Annotated in this window: 13 protein-coding genes; 1 reads left to right on the top strand and 12 read right to left on the bottom strand. The window is 43.0% G+C overall.

What is annotated here, in order from left to right:
• Positions 1-58 precede the first annotated feature (58 nt).
• From essC to NSQ26_RS04470, 7 genes are all read right to left on the bottom strand, one after another.
• A complete protein-coding gene (essC, locus tag NSQ26_RS04500) occupies positions 59-4,537 on the bottom strand; it encodes a type VII secretion protein EssC (protein ID WP_499719365.1) in 4,479 nt (1,492 codons plus the stop codon).
• Positions 4,537-5,847, bottom strand: a complete 1,311-nt coding sequence (essB, locus tag NSQ26_RS04495; protein WP_499719363.1) for a type VII secretion protein EssB — start codon at positions 5,845-5,847, stop codon at positions 4,537-4,539. Before essB ends, essC begins: the two co-directional genes overlap by 1 nt.
• Positions 5,848-5,873: 26 nt before the next feature.
• Positions 5,874-6,122 (bottom strand): ESX secretion system protein YukD, encoded by a 249-nt coding sequence (gene yukD / locus NSQ26_RS04490; RefSeq protein ID WP_499719362.1) that lies wholly within the window; start codon positions 6,120-6,122, stop codon positions 5,874-5,876.
• 64 nt (positions 6,123-6,186) lie between these two features.
• Positions 6,187-6,477 carry a WXG100 family type VII secretion target gene (locus NSQ26_RS04485; RefSeq protein ID WP_499719361.1) on the bottom strand — a complete coding sequence of 97 codons (291 nt, stop codon included), beginning with the start codon at positions 6,475-6,477 and terminating at the stop codon, positions 6,187-6,189.
• A gap of 435 nt (positions 6,478-6,912) precedes the next feature.
• Positions 6,913-8,907 carry a transketolase gene (tkt, locus tag NSQ26_RS04480; RefSeq protein WP_499719360.1) on the bottom strand — a complete coding sequence of 665 codons (1,995 nt, stop codon included), beginning with the start codon at positions 8,905-8,907 and terminating at the stop codon, positions 6,913-6,915.
• Between the two features lie 93 nt (positions 8,908-9,000).
• Entirely contained in the window at positions 9,001-9,240 is a 240-nt protein-coding gene (locus NSQ26_RS04475; protein WP_499719358.1) for a DUF896 domain-containing protein, read from the bottom strand.
• A 12-nt stretch (positions 9,241-9,252) separates the two neighbouring features.
• A complete protein-coding gene (locus NSQ26_RS04470; RefSeq protein WP_090775097.1) occupies positions 9,253-9,915 on the bottom strand; it encodes a YneB family resolvase-like protein in 663 nt (220 codons plus the stop codon).
• 176 nt (positions 9,916-10,091) lie between these two features.
• On the opposite strand from NSQ26_RS04470, the gene lexA reads away from it, so the two are divergent.
• Positions 10,092-10,724, top strand: coding sequence for a transcriptional repressor LexA (gene lexA / locus NSQ26_RS04465; RefSeq protein WP_499719356.1), 633 nt, complete (start codon positions 10,092-10,094; stop codon positions 10,722-10,724).
• A 311-nt stretch (positions 10,725-11,035) separates the two neighbouring features.
• Here the strand turns inward: lexA and NSQ26_RS04460 are convergent, their stop codons facing one another.
• The 5 genes from NSQ26_RS04460 to NSQ26_RS04440 all read right to left on the bottom strand — a co-directional run bounded on the left by NSQ26_RS04460 (position 11,036) and on the right by NSQ26_RS04440 (position 17,683).
• Complete coding sequence (locus tag NSQ26_RS04460) at positions 11,036-12,280, bottom strand: MFS transporter (RefSeq protein ID WP_245701065.1); 1,245 nt, start codon at positions 12,278-12,280, stop codon at positions 11,036-11,038.
• 99 nt (positions 12,281-12,379) lie between these two features.
• Complete coding sequence (dinB, locus tag NSQ26_RS04455) at positions 12,380-13,516, bottom strand: DNA polymerase IV (protein WP_499719354.1); 1,137 nt, start codon at positions 13,514-13,516, stop codon at positions 12,380-12,382.
• A gap of 110 nt (positions 13,517-13,626) precedes the next feature.
• Positions 13,627-14,682 (bottom strand): sporulation integral membrane protein YtvI, encoded by a 1,056-nt coding sequence (gene ytvI, locus NSQ26_RS04450; RefSeq protein ID WP_499719352.1) that lies wholly within the window; start codon positions 14,680-14,682, stop codon positions 13,627-13,629.
• 226 nt (positions 14,683-14,908) lie between these two features.
• Complete coding sequence (glnA, locus tag NSQ26_RS04445; RefSeq protein ID WP_499719350.1) at positions 14,909-16,258, bottom strand: type I glutamate--ammonia ligase; 1,350 nt, start codon at positions 16,256-16,258, stop codon at positions 14,909-14,911.
• 165 nt (positions 16,259-16,423) lie between these two features.
• Positions 16,424-17,683, bottom strand: coding sequence for a methionine gamma-lyase family protein (locus NSQ26_RS04440; protein WP_499719349.1), 1,260 nt, complete (start codon positions 17,681-17,683; stop codon positions 16,424-16,426).
• Positions 17,684-17,788 lie beyond the last annotated feature (105 nt).

The following is a 17,788-nucleotide window of genomic DNA, read 5'->3' as shown; positions in this document are numbered from 1 at the left end:
AAGCACATTTTCAAGGTCAAGAATGCCCTCCCCTCTAATAAAGAGGGGCGCAGTTCTTTTACGGTGTATAAACTGGTTCTTCTTCCTTCAACATTTCTGGGATTTTCATCTTCGTTTCTTTGCCATTGACAATGTAGTAACCAAACCCTTGTTCTAACTTCTCTTCATGCACAAATCGTGTGCTTACGAGTGATTGATCTGTTTTCTTCATCACAAGAATGTGTTGACGCACGCTCTTTAATTCACTTACAAAGTCACCAAAACCAGATGTTAGTTCCGCATGGTTTGTCGCTAGCAACACTTTAAAGCCGAGGTGACCAGCTGATTTCATCAAGCTGACAAGCATGGACTCTAGTTTCTTATCATCTTCAAATTCAATGTCACCATCAAGAACATCTTTGAATGAAGAATAGCTGTCAATCACAAACATATACGGCGTGAATGTTGGCATCGGTTTTCCTGCGCTAAGTGCGTCTGTGTAGCTTTTTTCGCGTTCATTCATGACTTGTTTTGCGGTTTGTAGTTCTTGCCTCATTTGTGCTTCTACATCTGTTGCGTACACAACGCGATCGTGATAGCTAAAGAAAGATAGTGGCCGGTCAAAACCATCAAACACAACCGCTTTTTCTACCCCGCGCTCTAGATAGAGTGTAAGCAACACTTTTAACATATTTGATTTCCCACTGTGGGCTTCACCTGCAATGACGAGGTGCGCACCTGCACTTTCATTGAGGTAGACAGGTTGTACCGTATCTTCGTTTAAGCCGAGCGCAATGCTCTCTTGCTCTTTGATTCGCTTACGGAACGGGACGAGATGTAAGTCTTTTGGTAACATCGCCATTTCCTCTGGCAAAGACATGCCTTCATAACGTTTGTTCAATGTTTGGATATGCGCCTTCACATTGTCAAGTACTTCGCGGTCTGTGTCACCTTCAACTGGTAAAAATGCTTGGCAGAACCAATTTCGGTCTGTCTTAATGATCAATCTGCCTGGAATGGCTTCTAGTTTAAATGGGAGTTGACCAAAGAGTGATGTGACCTCCGAGTCGTCAAGCATGTAGTGACAAATCTTCGTTGTCATGTTCCCCATCATCGCAGGCATAATCGCATTCGGTGAGGTGGCTGTGACGAATATATACACACCGCGCGACTGTCCATCCCTTGAGAGTTGAATAATTGTTTGAACATCATCGTCAAATTCTTCTTTTAACACGTCGAAGTTGTCTATCGCTAAAATGATCGCAGGGAGTGGCTCCTCGCTCACTTCATTGTAAAGGGCGAGCGTACTTACTTCTTGTAGTAAAAATAGTTCTGTTCGACGCTCAATTTCACTTTGGATAAAGTCTAACAGCTTTTCTTTCTTACGGGCTTCATCTATTTTCATGTAGTCACCCGTATGGGCAAGTTGACGTAATGGCAATAATGCACCATTCCCGAAGTCAAGCACATAAAAGTGCACTTGTTCTGGCGTCAAAGCTTCCGTAAACGCTAGTAACATCGTGAGTAATGTCGTTGATTTGCCGTATCCACTCGCCCCAAGAATCAAGACGTTGCCGCTTTTTCCCCATTCGTAACAAACAGGGAATTGGCGTTGACGCTCTGGGTCGTCGATCATTGCAATTGGGAAGGCTTTTCCTTCATCGTCTACAGCTGGACGTACGAGCCTTTCTCCTAAAGGATCTAACCAAGGACTTTTTGCCGGTACAACCGCCAAGTCTTCTGTTGTCGCATTGATTTCCTCGACAACCGCTTCAATTTCCGTCTTTCCTTTTTCTTTCTTTTGTTTCCTAACAGCACTCTGAGAGACACCTTTTAAGCCGAGGTCCGTCACATAGAAAATGTCTTCTTCTCCTTCGTGCACTTCGCGTAAATACTGTGCGCCAGACCATGCGCTTTGGAAGAGGTCATATTGTTCATTGTTGCCGACCTGTAAGTAGCCTCGTCCTGTTTGGGTAATGGAAGCTGCGTCTTCGTTTTTCAATATTTCTCGTGAATCCTCTGGTGTTTGTACTTTTAAAGCTACTTTAAAACGAGAGTTACTCCAAATTTGATCATCAACGACACCGGAAGGCTTTTGCGTCGCCAAAATCAAATGTACCCCTAGGCTTCGACCAATCCGTGCGGCACTGACGAGCTTCTTTACAAACTCATCTTCTTCGTTCTTCAACTCCGCAAACTCATCGGAAATAATGAGTAAGTGTGGCATTGGTTCCTCGGCTGTTCCTTCTTTATATAATTCCATATAATCGTCTATATGGCTGACTGTATGTTGATCAAACAACCGTTGCCGTTTTTTTAGTTCACTTTCAATGGATGCGAGCGCCCGTGCACTAAAGTTTGGACTGTCCGCAATGTTTGTGATGACGCCAAGTAAATGAGGCATATTTTTAAATGGCTGTGCCATCCCGCCACCTTTGTAGTCGATTAATAAAAATGCGACTTCATGTGGGTGGTAATTAATCGCTAACGATAAGATGTAGGTTTGTAGGAATTCTGATTTCCCTGACCCTGTCGTTCCCGCAAGCAAGCCGTGCGGTCCGTGTGCTTTCTCATGGATGTTTAATTCTAACAGCTCATCTTTTGACTTAAAGCCGATCGGCGCCGCAAGTGAATCGATGCTGTTGTTTTTCGCCCATCTCTCGCGGATCGCTAAGTCTTTTACTTGAGCGACGTAGAACATCTCCATAAACGAGACCATATCAGGGACGGAATGAACCATTCCTTGTTGGTGCTGCAAAGAGAAGAGCGTGCGCGCAAACCGTTCATTTGTTTCACTTTTGTACGTGTCAAACGAGAAACGTTTATGTTCCGCTTCACCGCCACGCATGACGATTTCTCCTTCACGATGGTTGACAGCTTTTACGACTGTACGGATGTGTTCACTCAAGTTTTCTTCTGCGTCCGTAAGGAATACCACAGAAAATCCTAACGATTTGTCCTCTCCTTCGAGATACTCCATGATGGCATGCTCTGCAATGAGCGGACGATTCGCCACAAGGAACACAATATGTGGTGTATAAAGCCTCTTCTCATCTTCGTCGTCCGACTTTTGATCCAAATCCCGCTCGCGAATCATTTGATACAATGGATTTAATAGTTGGTCACATGCTTTTTCATCATAGACAAACCCTTTTGCATGTGTATGAAAAAACTCAAAGTGTGGCAACCAGCGCATCCACGCCCATTTCTCAAATTGTCTTTCGTCCAACACCGCCACAAAACGTAAGTCATGATAGCTATGGGCAAAAGCAAGCTGTCCAACAAGCTGTGACACTTCTCGCTCAACGGTTCTCGGTTTCCCAACATACCCGATTGCACCTTCTGCTAGACTTAACCGAAGCGGCGCATTTTCAATAGAAAGATACGCTTTTTTTAGTTTGTCATAATCAAGAAGCAAGTCATCACGCTCACGCTCTGAAAACTCATCGCGGGCATCTTCTAAACGAAAACTCGTCGGCACTGTTGATCTACCGACACGCACTTCAAGAAAGTCTTCGTCCTTGATCGCTTTTTCATATATGCGCCGATGAATATAGCGAGACATCTCTTTCATCTTTTCAAACGGCGGCAAGTGATATGCGAGTGCATGCTGTTGTTTTTCCTTTAATGCTTGTAATTCATCGTGCTTTTCCTTTAAATAACCTCTATATAAACGCCTTCTAATTTCTTCTTTTTTCTTCTTATGCTTTTTATCTCGGAAATACATGATCACCGCGGTAATAATCATTCCTAACATGATGGGTATTGAAATCAACATAAACCATCCGTTAGGAATCAGTAACGTCGCAAGTCCCATCGCGATAATGATGACTACTTGGGGCAAAATGGTAAGCCACAGCGGTCGCTCATTATCATCATGCTCTTGACTCGGAATCGAAAAAGGCACTTCATCCTTGGGTTCTCGGTAAAGAATACGTGGGGTGCGTCGATACATTGGATACTGTTGTTGCATCAGAGATGTGGGTGTTTCTACTTGTGAGAATGTCGTTTCGTATGGTTTGAAACTCTCAATTATTAATGTGTCACCATCCATGATCGATAACGCTGCATGCCCGGCTATGACAGCATCACCGTTTAAAATCGGTGTAGGAGATGTCACCTTCTCACCATTGACGTATAACGGCTGTTCATCTTTTTGAGGGTAAAGCTGCCACCTATTTTGATCAGTTTCGTATAAAAGTGTGAATGAGACAGGGAATGGCAACATCATTTGCGCCGATGACTCACTAGACACTGTGACCATATTGTGATGCCCGATGTAATACTTTTTTATAGGTAATGTGTCATCTATATATAGGAAGGAAAATGTTTCGCCATCAATTTCTAACTCACACGATTCCCCAGAAGGGAGTACCTGTAAAGAAACATCCTCACGCATGATGACGCACTGTCCGCCTTGAGACTTTGCTTGTATATCTGTTTTTAAAGAGGAAATACGTAACTTCGCATGCTCCTCAGGTCCCATTGCTATCGGGAGCTCATCAACGGTTGTTTTTTGGACGTATTGGTCATAGAAAACCCATAGTGACGCGGACACTATTCATCACCCCCGTCCTTCTTCTCATCAGCATCCTCTTTTTTACCTTCTCGATCCTTTTCCTCGTTTTGTTCCTCTTCACTTACGTCGCTAGAAGCGGGTTCTGTTTGCGGCTGTAATCGCTCTTCTTCTTGTTTCTTCTCTTCTTCTAGTTTTTCGAGCGCCTGCATGTAGTCTGTAATTTCATTATCGATTTCTTTAATCAAGTCTTCCCGTTCTTTCCCTGACAACTTTTTATCGTTTTTCACTTCTTCACGATGCTTGATTTGGGCATACGCAATCAAGTCTTCATCTCCAAGCCCACGAGCAATATCAACAGCCTCTTCATTTTCACCGCGACCAATGGCAATCCAGTAATCAAAATACGGCTCAGCCGCCTGGAGCACAAGGACATTTGTAAGGTTTGCTTTCTGTTCGTCTTTTAACTGTTCTGTCGCAACGTACGCTTGTGCAAGCTGAAATTTCACGACACGCGGCATCACGTTCGGTTTGTATGACTCAAGGATATCAATTACTTCGCTATAATTTTCATTTAAGTACGCACGATGGCTTTCAGTAAATGCTGCTTGTCTTGGTTGTAAAAAGGCAAGCACATACACAGTAAACACAATCGCTGGCACAAGTGCCACGATAAGTCCAATGCCTGTCCACTTTTGGATCGTCCATTTCTTTTTTGGAACTTTATGTAGCGCGGCTTCTTCTTTTTCATGAACCTGTATCCATTTAGACACAAGATCACGCAATGCCTCTAACGTTGTTTGTTTCATAAGAGACGTTGCTTTAGGTGACAATTTTAGTACGCCGTTATCATTCATATATTCGTTAAAATGATATTGTCCATCTAAAAGTGCAGATAAGGTCGCTCGTAGTTCCAAAAACAATTTTTCCTCATCTCTTTCATCAGGAGGCATACTGTTTTTAATGCCGTAATGGATCAATACGATGTCAAGTGCTTCACTGACAAGCACATTCTCCGGACAAATGATCAAATGAAGTTTGTCATTACGATGTTGCATGACTTTTTGAATCAATGCCGCAGCAATAAAAAGCCTTGTACTTTCTGTTTTACGCCTAACAGTTCCAAAAGGCGTCAAAGGCGTGTTAGATCTCACTGTGATCACAAAATCATCATCATTTTGGCTGATGGTCCGTGTTGTATAGGCATCACACCCATCTAGTATTTGGGCTTCTAACACGTCATGTAACTTAATTTCTTCATATTGTAATGTAATGGTATAATGGCCATCTTCGGTACGTGCTACTGCAGCGCCTGTTTGTTCTTCTAAATATCTCTTTTTCTTCTCATCCATTTCTATGAGCCACCCCCTTCTCGAATTTATAATATGACGAGTCGATCGCCATTTGTCACCCCTGCATCGGCAAGAATTTGATCACCTGAAACTGTACACTCTTTATTTTCAACTCGAATAAAGTCTCCTTCACGGCGCGTTTCGGTCATCTTTTCTAAACGCCATATAATATCTACAAACTTTCTGGCAGTGTATTGATCAGACAAGCGCAGATCAATTTCTTTCTTAGTATAGTTTCTTAAATCAACCGTCACTTTTATGTACAATAAAAACACCTCTTTTCAACAAAGAAGCGCAATCACAATCCAAAAAATGAATCGCGATTGCGCTATGACTAAATTAGTATCCGATTTGATTACTGATTTGTTGGTCTGTCGTACGCATTGTCGTAGCAATACCGTCAGACTGCTTTGCAACAGCTTCTAGCATAACTGCAGTGTTTTTGAAGTGCTTTTGTTGATCTTGCCATTGTGCCATGTAAGATGTCGCTGACTTACCTTCCCACATGCTGTGCAATGTGTTTAATCGACCTGTGATCTGTTTCATTTGCGTCTGCAAGTTCGTAGCATCTGTACGAAGTTTTTTCGCTTCGGCTTCTAGTAATTCTGGCGTTACTCGAATTTGACTCATGTTAATTCCTCCCATAATATCGTGTAATATGTCGTACTTCCTTATAAATATATAAGACTATTTAATTAAAGTCAATCCTTTTCATGGTTTTCTTTCGTTTTCTTCCCAATGTAAGGTTAAATTTGGGTTCGTTACCATTTCATCTTTTGTAACAACTCAATCCAATCTATGAAAATATTGTATCGACATGTTACTCATTCAGCAACACATTTCACAGCAAGAGACACCACTCCAAAAGTGATGAGCAACTCTTTACACGATCTTTTATACGAACTCAAATGAGTCACACAACACACATATTATCAACACTAAATGTGATGATGCCTATTCGGTTAAAAAGGAATTGTTATCATGACATGAGGACTCTCTCATTCCTCCCAAATCCAAAAAAAAGCAAACGGCGCGTCTACCACCGTTTGCTCCATACCCTTATCTTTAACCCATTACTGCTTTTGTCTTTGCAACGACATTTTCAACGGTAAAACCGAAGTGTTCAATGACTGCATCACCGGCACCAGATGCACCAAATGTGTCGATGGCAATGACAGTACCTTCATCACCGGCATATTTTGCCCAGCCGAGTGAAGAGCCCATCTCAATCGCGACACGCGCCTTCACACTCTTCGGCAATACTGTTTCTTTATATGCATCTGACTGTGCTTCAAAGCGATCCCATGATGGCATGCTCACCACAGACACGTCAATACCTTCTGCTGCTAACGCTGTTTGTGCTTCTACCGCAAGTGACACTTCTGATCCTGTCGCAAGCAATAACGCTTGTGGTGTTTGTTTTGCCGGCGAGACGACATACGCACCTTTTTTCACACCTTCATAGGCGTGCTCGTCCGTTCCTGGAAGCGTCTTGAGGTTTTGTCGGCTTAATACGAGCGCAGTCGGTGTATCTTTCGACTCGACCGCCAATTTCCAAGCTGCGGCTGTCTCGTTGCCGTCCGCCGGGCGAATGACAGAAAGTCCTGGCATCGCGCGGAACGACGCGAGTTGCTCCACCGGTTCATGTGTTGGACCATCTTCACCAACGGCCACACTGTCATGGGTCCATACATAGGTCACAGGCAAGTTCATCAACGCCGAGAGACGAACCGCAGGACGAAGGTAGTCAGAGAAGACAAAGAACGTCCCACCAAACACTTTTAATCCACCATGAAGCGCCATGCCGTTCAGCGCACAACCCATCGCAAATTCACGCACACCAAACCAAATGTTACGTCCATCATAGCGATCCCGACTAAAGTTGTCTTCGCCACTTAACGTTGTTTTATTTGAACCTGCCAAGTCCGCTGAGCCACCGAACAATTCAGGAACGTGCTTCGCAAGTGCGTTCAATGCCTCTCCGGATGAAGCACGCGTTGCAAGTGAGCTTCCCGTCTCATACACTGGTAAAGCTGCATCAAAGTCAGCTGGAAGCTCTCCTGAAAATGCCCGCTCATACTGTGCTGCGAGCTCTGGATACGCTTGTTTATACGCCGCAAATTGTTCATTCCATGCTGCTTCCTGGTCAGCGCCTCTTGCTTTTACATCTTCGTAATAAGCTTGTACTTCTGCAGGGATGTGGAATTCTTCTTCGTAGTGCCACTCATAAGCAGCTTTCGTTAACTTCACTTCGTCTGTTCCAAGCGGAGAACCATGTGAAGCCGATTTAGCTGATTTATTCGGTGAGCCATAGCCAATCACTGTCTTCGCTTCAATTAACGTTGGGCGTTCGTCTGCTTTTGCTTGCTCAATCGCCGCACCAATCGCATCTAAGTCCATGCCTTCTTCAACGCGAATGACTTGCCAGCCATATGCTTTAAAACGGTCCTCTACACTTTCAGAAAATGACTCATGTAAATCACCATCTAAAGAAATGTCATTCGAATCATATAAAACGACAAGTTTGCCTAGCTTTAAATGTCCTGCTAATGACGCCGCTTCCGCCGACACACCTTCCATTAAATCGCCATCACCGCAAATGGCATACGTATAATGATCAACAATCTCATGACCGTCTTTATTATATTGTGCAGCTAAACGAGTCTCTGCCATCGCCATTCCAACAGCCATCGCAATTCCTTGTCCCAATGGACCTGTTGTTGCTTCAACCCCCGGTGTATGACCATATTCAGGATGTCCTGGCGTGCGACTCCCGAGTTGGCGGAAAGATTGTAGGTCTTCTAATGTCACATCGTAACCTGTCAAATGTAACAAGCTATATAACAGCATTGAGCCGTGTCCTGCAGATAAGACAAACCGGTCACGATTCGACCAATTCGGGTTTGCTGGGTTATGATTCATATACTTTGTCCACAAACTGAAGGCCATTGGTGCTGCACCCATTGGCATCCCCGGATGGCCAGAATTTGCTTTTTCGATACTATCAATTGATAATGTACGGATTGTATTCACCGCTAAATCTTCTACTCGCTTTGTCAAAGTTAACATCCTTTCTGTCCTACATGCTTCACTACATCATATCCATCATATAACTTCTTCACTTAATATACAAGTGACATCTCCGGTAACAAATTATCCCTCTGTTCGGTACTTTTTTGCTTGTTCGTCTTTCAGTTTTTGCGGTGTCACGTCTTGTCCTGTTTCATCGACGACTTTTACTGTATGTAAATGGTCTTTAAACGACTGGCGGAATGTAGCGAGGTACGATTCTCTCAAGGCTTGACGTTCCTTCGTTTGTGCTTCCGTAAGCGTTCCAGCCTTTGCTAAACGTGATAACTCATTTAAACGTGCCAATTCTTTTTTTGATAACATATACCTTACCCCTTATTTTTTGTCTGGTGCATCGACCACTTCCCGATAACGCCTGTGCACCGTTGCTTTTGAACACTCAAAACCGAGCCCACGAAGCGTCACCGCAATCTCATGAAATGTCAGTCCTTTTTTACGCAAGCGAACAATCTCTTCCGTCGGCAGGTCTAGCAAACTTCTGCCCCCGCCTCGTTTGTCGCCAAGATTATCTTGTGGGCGAAAACCATTGCGCACGGCTGCTTGCATCCCGCGCTTAATTTTTAAGTTATGGAGCTTCCGTTGATATTCTTCCACAATCGCAACAATTTCTAACACCATCTCATCCGCCTCTGATAAAGACAGTTCCCCTTGATCGCGAATGGTATACACTTTTACACCATACTTCTGTAGCTGATAGAGTAACGCGATTTTCGCTTTTCCTCGCCCTAGTCTCGTATCGTCCTGTAACAATAAATGCGTATAGCGGCGCGCGCGTGCATCTTCTAACAAATTCAACAGTCCATCACGTTCCAAACTGTAACCACTCGCACGATCCTCATACATAGATGCGATAGGCAACTGATGTTGTTTCGCAAGCATTTCTAACTCACTCGCTTGCCGCTTTAATGATCGCTGCTGATTTTCTTTCTCTGTGCTCACACGACAATAAACAGCCGCCACATCTCTCTGACTCTTCATCCTACCTCTCCTCAACGCCTCTATTAACGATGTAAATCATGAGCAAATGTCTGTTCTAACCGATTGTATGAGAGCGTTTAGAGAATGTCAAGTATTTTTAGAACTTACGTTTGCATTACGTACGTTCGATATGTTAAACTTGTGTAAGATTACTTTCATACATAGGAGGAACAATCATGCCTAAACTATCGACACGTCAAGAAGAAATTCTCGCATTTATCAAAACAGAGGTAAGAAAAAAAGGTTATCCACCATCTGTTCGTGAAATTGGCGAAGCGGTTGGACTCGCCTCTAGCTCCACCGTTCATGGTCATTTAGAACGACTTGAACGAAAAGGTTGCATTCGCCGCGATCCTACAAAACCCCGCGCAATTGAGATCTTAACATCTGAAGACCATGAAAGCGATCGCACGAACCAAAAACAAGACATCGCTCACTATATCCCGATTATCGGCAAAGTCACTGCAGGTCTCCCAATTACTGCCATTGAAAACATTGAAGACTACCTACCAGTCCCCGATCATTTAACAGGACAGGACGGCACTTATGCCCTCGTTATTCAAGGAGACAGCATGATTAATGCCGGTATTTTAGAAGGCGATCACGTCATTGTACGACAACAACAAACAGCAAACAACGGCGACATTGTTGTTGCCATGACGGAAGAAAATGAAGCAACTGTCAAAAGATTTTTCCGAGAAAAAGATCACGTTCGCTTACAACCGGAAAATAACACAATGACACCAATAATACTCGATCGATGCATTATTCTAGGGAAAGTTGTTGGCGTTTTTCGAACCATTCACTGATGATTGTTTCATTGACGCCAGCTTACATGTCTATGAATCATGTCACATTGTGCATTTAACCCCCTCTAGCTGTCCAAGCAATTGTTGTCTATTAGCATAAGATAAAGCAGAGGGGGGTGACTAGCATGCCTCAAAATGCGAAACGAAAGTGTGCTTGTCAAACAAGTAAGCAACATACACGCCGTGTTGGTGTAAAAAAACCATTGTTTTCGAGGAACGTTCAGACACAGGAACATCGACACACATGTAAAGAATGCGAGAACAACCAGCATGAATCTTAGACACAGATGGTAGACGGAAAAAGAGGGAGACTACCTTCCCTCTTTTTCCAGCATTTCTCGTCTTCGAACATGCGAACCCATTACTTTCAACATACTAGCCGTCACAAGAAACAATAAACCAGAAATAAGAAACACCGACGACATACCGAGATAACCAGCAAGGATCCCACCCGACACCGGGCCCAACACATTGCCTAAAAAACGAAAACTTTGATTATAACCAAGTACTTCTCCTTGCATGGATGACGGAACAACTTGTCGAATGAATGCCGTCGTACATGGAATTAGTCCTCCTACAGCTAATCCAAACAAAAAGCGGAGTACGAGTAACTGCCAAAAAGCATTGACAAACGCTTGGGGGATAAACAACAAACCCGCTAAAACAAGCAACAGTAAAATAACTTTTTCATGCCCAACCCGATCACCAAACTTGCCCCATCTCCGAGTGCTAAACAAATTCCCTAAACCCGTCACAGAAAACGCTATACCTGCTAGAAACGCCATATTCCCCGGAGAGTGAATCAACTCTGCCACATACAATGACAGTAGTGGCTGGACACTAAATAGACCCATTTGGATCATGAGAGAAATGACCATCATTAATAGCAACATCGGATGCGTGACAATATAGGAAAGAACTTCTTTTGCTTTATAGTGGCGTTTCCGTTCTCCCGATTCCTCGTGCAACACTTCCTTCACACCAATCATAACAAGCAATGTTGTCAAAAATAATACACTTGATGTAAGAACGAATGTATACTGCATTCCAACTGCATCTGCAATTAGTCCACCGAATAAAGGACCGAGCAGTCCACCTGATACTTGCCCCGTCATTAACGTTCCTAATGTCTGACCAGCAATACGCTTATCACTTTGGGCTGCAATTAAAGCCATAGATGCCGGTATAAAGCCTGTAGCTAGCCCCATAAATAGACGCAAAATAAACAAGCTGCCGACTGATTCGACATGCCCCATAAAAAACACGGAAATGGCGATGCCAAAACCAGTCCCAATCAATATTTTCTTCCGTCCATATCGATCACCAATTCTTCCCCATAATGGTGACACAAGAAACGCTACAAAAAAAGAAATGCCAAAGACCCACCCTGCAAAGCGTTGCACTTCTTCTGGTTCATAATGACCAAAAGAATCAATATACAAAGAAAGAAAAGGCAAAATCATCGTCATGCTCGCACCAACAAAAAAGCACGCGATCCACATAATCACGATATTTCGTTTTTCTACTTCAATAAGACCACCTTCGTTTCTCCGCATAGAACTGTTCGTTTACATCTTCAACGACTCAACTGACGCCACCTATTGTTTCGGCACACTAAATATAACACCGTTCCTCATTGAAAGCAACCGACAGGCTTACGCTCTCATATGCGATAGGCAAGAAAATAAAGACAATGGTTCCTCCTCAACAGACATCAAATTTGTCACCGTCACACCGAGGAGACGAACACCTTCTGAAAGTTGACCTATCTCTTCCCACAGCTCACAAACATAGCGAAACATCAATAATTTGTCATCCATTCCCTCTGCCACACTGACTCTTTTTGTATATGTCTCAAAAGAGCGGTAACGGACTTTTAATACCACTGTCTTCCCTTTTTTTCGTACCCGCCCTAATGCAACGTGAACTTCTTGACATAACTTCTTCAGTGCCTCTCGTACTTCTCCCTCTGCAACAAGCGCCCGAGGATATGTATGTTCTTTTCCTACAGATTGACGTTCGCGATGAATACATACAGGTCGATGGTCAATCCCGCGAACACGTCGATAGTACGTCACACCAGCTTTACCAAAGTGATAGATGAGATCCAATTGTTCCATTGCATACAAATCTGCCCCAGTATAAATATGAAGATCATGCATTTTTGCCGCTGTCTTCGGACCGACCCCTGGAAATTTTTCTACTTTCAAACTATGGATGAATGCCATTGCTTTCGTAGGAGGAACAACCGTTAGCCCGGAAGGTTTTTTCATGTCTGAAGCAATTTTGGCAAGAAACTTATTGTAAGATACACCTGCTGAACTTGACAATTGTAGCTCACGCCAAATTGCCCGTTGGATATGTTGGGCAATTTGCGTGGCACAACAGGCATGCTTATTTTCCGTCACATCTAAATACGCTTCATCAATAGACATCGGCTCGATCATATCGGTGTAACGTTTCATGATCGATTGAATTTGTGCCGAAGCTTTCTGATATGCCGCATAGTTTCCCTCAATAAAAATACCTTCTGGACAACGTTGATACGCCTCATACGCACTCATGGCAGAACGCACACCATATTGCCGAGCAATATAATTTGCCGTTGAGACAATACCTTTGCCGCCTGTTTTTCGTGGGTGCTTTGCAATAATCACTGGCTTCCCTCGCAATGAAGGCCGCTCGCGCTCTTCAACTGAAGAAAAGAAAGCGTCCATATCAATATGAATGATTTTTCTACTTTCATCATTTCGGGGCTCTGGTAACTCAATAACACGTGAAAAAGTTGACATATATACCTCCACACAACAGATCGTATGTTCTTATATTACAGAACGAACGATCCCTTGTCAAGCACACAAAAAAGACCTTCCACAACGGATGGCCTTTTCCATTTATGTCTTCATATTTTAAAATTGAACTTAATAATCCCTGCTTCCTTCGCTGAAATGAATCCAATCATAATAAGCGGACCAACCACAAAACCAAGGACACCAAACAACATCAGCCCGAGATACATCGAAATGAGTGTCGCAAGTGGAGACAATCCAATGTGGATACTCATCACTTTTGGCTCTAATGTCCGTCGAATAATGAGCAATACGGCTGCCAATATAAACAGCTTCGTTGCCATCCCTACGTCACCAGTTAATAGCTGAACAATTCCCCAAGGCGCTAATACAATGATTGAACCAATAATGGGGATCAAGTCAATCACCCAGATGAGTAACGCCGCAAGCAACGCAACTTCTGGTGCAGCCCATAACAAAAACAGGAAAGAAACGAGAAAAATCGGGATGCTTACGAGAAATTGTGCCTTTAAAAAACCTAAAATAACATGTGACAGCCGCGTAAACATAAACGATACTTTTTCTCTTGACCGCTCAGTCAACATCCCATAAAATAATACTTTTAGTTTCGGCATCTCTAGTAAGAATAAAAATAATCCAATCAAATAAACAAGAAATGACACCAAATATCCCGGAATACTCGACACAACTGTTGCAACCCGAGCAATGAGATTTAAATCATTTACATACGCACCAAGATTGTTTAATACTTGGGTCACTTCTTGATTCAATGCCTGGACAAATTCTGTTGGGATGCTATCATTGGCCCGAAGATCATGTTGAAAGTTAAGCCAGCCTTGATTAATTTCTCGAATATAATGAGGTAGGTTTTCAACTAAACGCGTGCCTTGTGTCACAACTGTGGTTGTCAAAAAATATGTGCCAATTGCCAGCAAGAAAATAAATATCCCAAAAACGAGCAACACAGATATGGAATAACTCACTTTTAAACGTTGGTGAAGTAGTTTCACACCTGGAAGCAATAACAATGCTGTTAAATATGCCGCAATCAACGGCAATGAAATTGGTAGTATTAAAAAACAAGCAACAACCAACAAAACGATTACAAGCACGATCTTGACCATTCTTTTACTCATAAAGTTCGTCAACGGAAACCCTCTTTCATTTTTTATCCCGCGTATGATGATGTGGCAAAGTAGAGAATCATCATGTTGGTTTTAAGACGACCATATATGTTCCTATTTGTATGACAACCTCTATTATAACATGCTTATAAACACAAAAGTCATATTCACCCGACGAAACAGCCATGGAAAACGTTTTTCCCATGGCTGCTGTCTTTTATGGAAATGCCTACGCGAAGCAAAACAGAGGTTAATATGAACTTAAAAACTGATCTCGTTCCCATGCATGTACTTGGGTCCGAAATTGATCCCATTCTACTTCTTTTGCTTCCATAAAATGCTCGAATGCATGATTGCCAAGTGCCTGAACGAGCACTTGATCTTTTTCTAGCTCATTTAATGCATCTTTTAACGTTGAAGGCAACGCTTCAATTCCTGACTGCACTCGTTCAGATTTGTTCATGTCATAAATATTGCCACTTGTTTGTGACGGTGGCGTCAGCTTCCGCTTCACCCCATCCAAACCTGCTGCAAGCATTAATGCCATTGCCAAGTAAGGATTTGCAGATGGGTCAGGACTCCGAACTTCGATCCGTGTTGACACGCCACGCGAAGAAGGAATGCGGACAAGTGGTGAGCGGTTACGTAGTGACCAAGCGATGTACACAGGTGCCTCATAGCCAGGAACTAGTCGTTTATAAGAATTAACAATCGGATTCGTAATCGCCGTAAATCCTTTCGCATGGTCTAAAATACCACCTAAAAATTGCATCGCTGTTGTGCTCAGTTGTGTTTCTGATTGTTGATCATAAAACGCATTCCCTTTCTCATTAAAAAGCGACATGTTCAAATGCATACCCGAACCATTCACACCAAATAACGGTTTTGGCATAAATGTTGCATGTAAGCCATGTTTGCGCGCAATCGTTTTAACAACCAATTTAAATGTTTGAATGTTATCACATGTGGTGATCGCATCTGCATATTTAAAATCTATTTCATGCTGTCCCGGTGCCACTTCATGATGAGACGCCTCAATTTCAAAACCCATATCCTCCAATTCTAGGACAATGTCACGGCGACAATTTTCCCCTAAGTCTGTCGGTGCAAGGTCGAAATAGCCACCTTTGTCATTTAATTCTAACGTTGGCTCACCTTTTTCGTCATTCTTAAATAAAAAGAACTCTGGCTCAGGACCAATATTAAAACTTGTAAACCCAAGCTCGCGTGCTTCTTTTAACACGCGCTTTAAAATCCCACGTGGATCCCCTTCAAACGGTGTTGGCTCCTCACCTGGCTTTCCAGGTTGATAGACATCACAAATTAAACGAGCGACTTTTCCTTTTTCCTGCGTCCATGGAAATACAACCCACGTGTCTAAATCTGGGTACAAATACATGTCTGACTCTTCAATCCGGACAAATCCTTCAATTGAAGAACCATCGAACATCATTTTGTTGTCAAGCGCCTTTTCGATTTGGCTTACCGGAATTTCTACATTTTTAATCGTACCGAGCAAATCTGTGAATTGAAGACGAATAAAGCGAACATTCTCCTCTTTAGCAATACGAACAATGTCTTCCTTTGTATACTTTGACATACGTCCTCTCCTCTCACCCTTATCATGCTTTTTTTATATTAGAAAAAGGGCAGCGCCCTCTATTCTCCCGTAGTTATCGTTAAAAATCGTGTTTCTACACCTGAAAGTATCGTACTAAAAGAAAAATTGGAAGTCAAGAAAAATGATATGCCTCCAAGAAGGTTCTTACGATTCTGAGGAAAAAAAGGTCTTCTCAATCGCTTGTATGACGGCAAGTTTCACGTGTTCGTACGTGAGACCTCCTTGAACGTAAACGGTGTACGGCGGTCGGAGCGGTCCATCTGCAGTTAATTCAATGCTTGCTCCTTGAACAAATGTCCCAGCAGCCATAATGACATCATCTGCATACCCTGGCATCGGACTTGGTTGAGGTACCACATGCCCATTGACAGGTGAAGCCTGCTGAATCGCCTGACAAAATGTGACCATCTGCGCAGCTGTATCAAAGTGCACTGCTTGAATCAAATCCGTTCGTACACTAGAAGAACAAGGCGTCGTGCGCAAACCGAGTTTTTCGAGTAATGCAGCCGTCAATACGGCCCCTTTCAATGCTTGTGAAACCACATGCGGTGCGAGAAAAAATCCTTGATACATGTCCAAAAGGGTATGTAAACTTGCTCCTCCTTCAGCACCAATACCTGGTGCCGCCAAACGATATGAAGCAAGCTCCACGAGGTCCGTACGCCCAATGACATAGCCGCCTGTTTTCGCAATGCCACCTCCTGGGTTTTTAATTAAAGAACCCGCAATCAAGTCAGCCCCAACATGACATGGCTCTTCTGTCTCTACAAATTCACCATAACAGTTATCAACAAAGACAATCACATCTTGCTTTAAACTTTTTACATACGCAATCATGTCTCCAATTTCGGCCACTGTGAAAGATGGACGATCGCCATAACCTCTTGAGCGCTGAATGCCTACCACCTTTGTGTTCGGACAAATCGCACGCGCAATCGCTTCTCGGTCAATCGCCTCATTTTTCAATGCGATTGCATCATAAGATACACCGTAATCTTTTAAAGAACCTTTCCCGTTTCCACGTATACCAACAATCTCTTCAAGCGTGTCGTATGGTTTGCCGGTAATATATAATAACGCATCGCCTGGACGAAGGACACCAAACAATGCGGTCGCAATCGCATGCGTCCCGGAAACAATTTGTCCGCGGACAAGCCCAGCTTCTCCACCAAATACATCTGCATAAATGGCTTCTAGTGTATCTCGCCCAACGTCGTCATAACCATAACCTGTAGATGGCGTGAAATGAAAATCAGATACTTGGTGTGCACGAAATGCATCAAGCACGCGTTTTTGGTTGACCAGTGCAGTCGCTTCAATTTGTCCGTGCTCATATTGGAGCGTTGCCTCTACTTGGTCAAGTAATTCTTGTACCTCATTTGTAAATAAACGTTTTTCCTTCAATGAAATTCAACCCACTTTATTGTCCAAAACGATATTTTCTTCCTACAACTTATCGTACCATGATTTTGTCAAAAAGTCGCTTTCTCTGCAAAAAAAAGGTTCGTA

Source organism: Bacillus sp. FSL W7-1360, assembly GCF_038592975.1.
Taxonomy (GTDB): Bacteria; Bacillota; Bacilli; order Bacillales; family Bacillaceae_D; genus Shouchella; species Shouchella lonarensis.
This window is presented reverse-complemented; position numbering and strand designations above follow the sequence as displayed.

Coding starts and splice junctions, on each gene's coding strand:
- glnA (WP_499719350.1), bottom strand. CDS start 16,258: ATGTCAAAGTATACAAAGGAAGACATTGTTCGTATTGCTAAAGAGGAG.
- NSQ26_RS04475 (WP_499719358.1), bottom strand. CDS start 9,240: ATGTTATCAAAAAAAGAATTGGCACGTTTAAATGAGTTATCACGTTTA.
- NSQ26_RS04470 (WP_090775097.1), bottom strand. CDS start 9,915: ATGAAGAGTCAGAGAGATGTGGCGGCTGTTTATTGTCGTGTGAGCACA.
- NSQ26_RS04460 (WP_245701065.1), bottom strand. CDS start 12,280: ATGCGGAGAAACGAAGGTGGTCTTATTGAAGTAGAAAAACGAAATATC.
- NSQ26_RS04485 (WP_499719361.1), bottom strand. CDS start 6,477: ATGAGTCAAATTCGAGTAACGCCAGAATTACTAGAAGCCGAAGCGAAA.
- lexA (WP_499719356.1), top strand. CDS start 10,092: ATGCCTAAACTATCGACACGTCAAGAAGAAATTCTCGCATTTATCAAA.
- essB (WP_499719363.1), bottom strand. CDS start 5,847: ATGGATGAGAAGAAAAAGAGATATTTAGAAGAACAAACAGGCGCTGCA.
- dinB (WP_499719354.1), bottom strand. CDS start 13,516: ATGTCAACTTTTTCACGTGTTATTGAGTTACCAGAGCCCCGAAATGAT.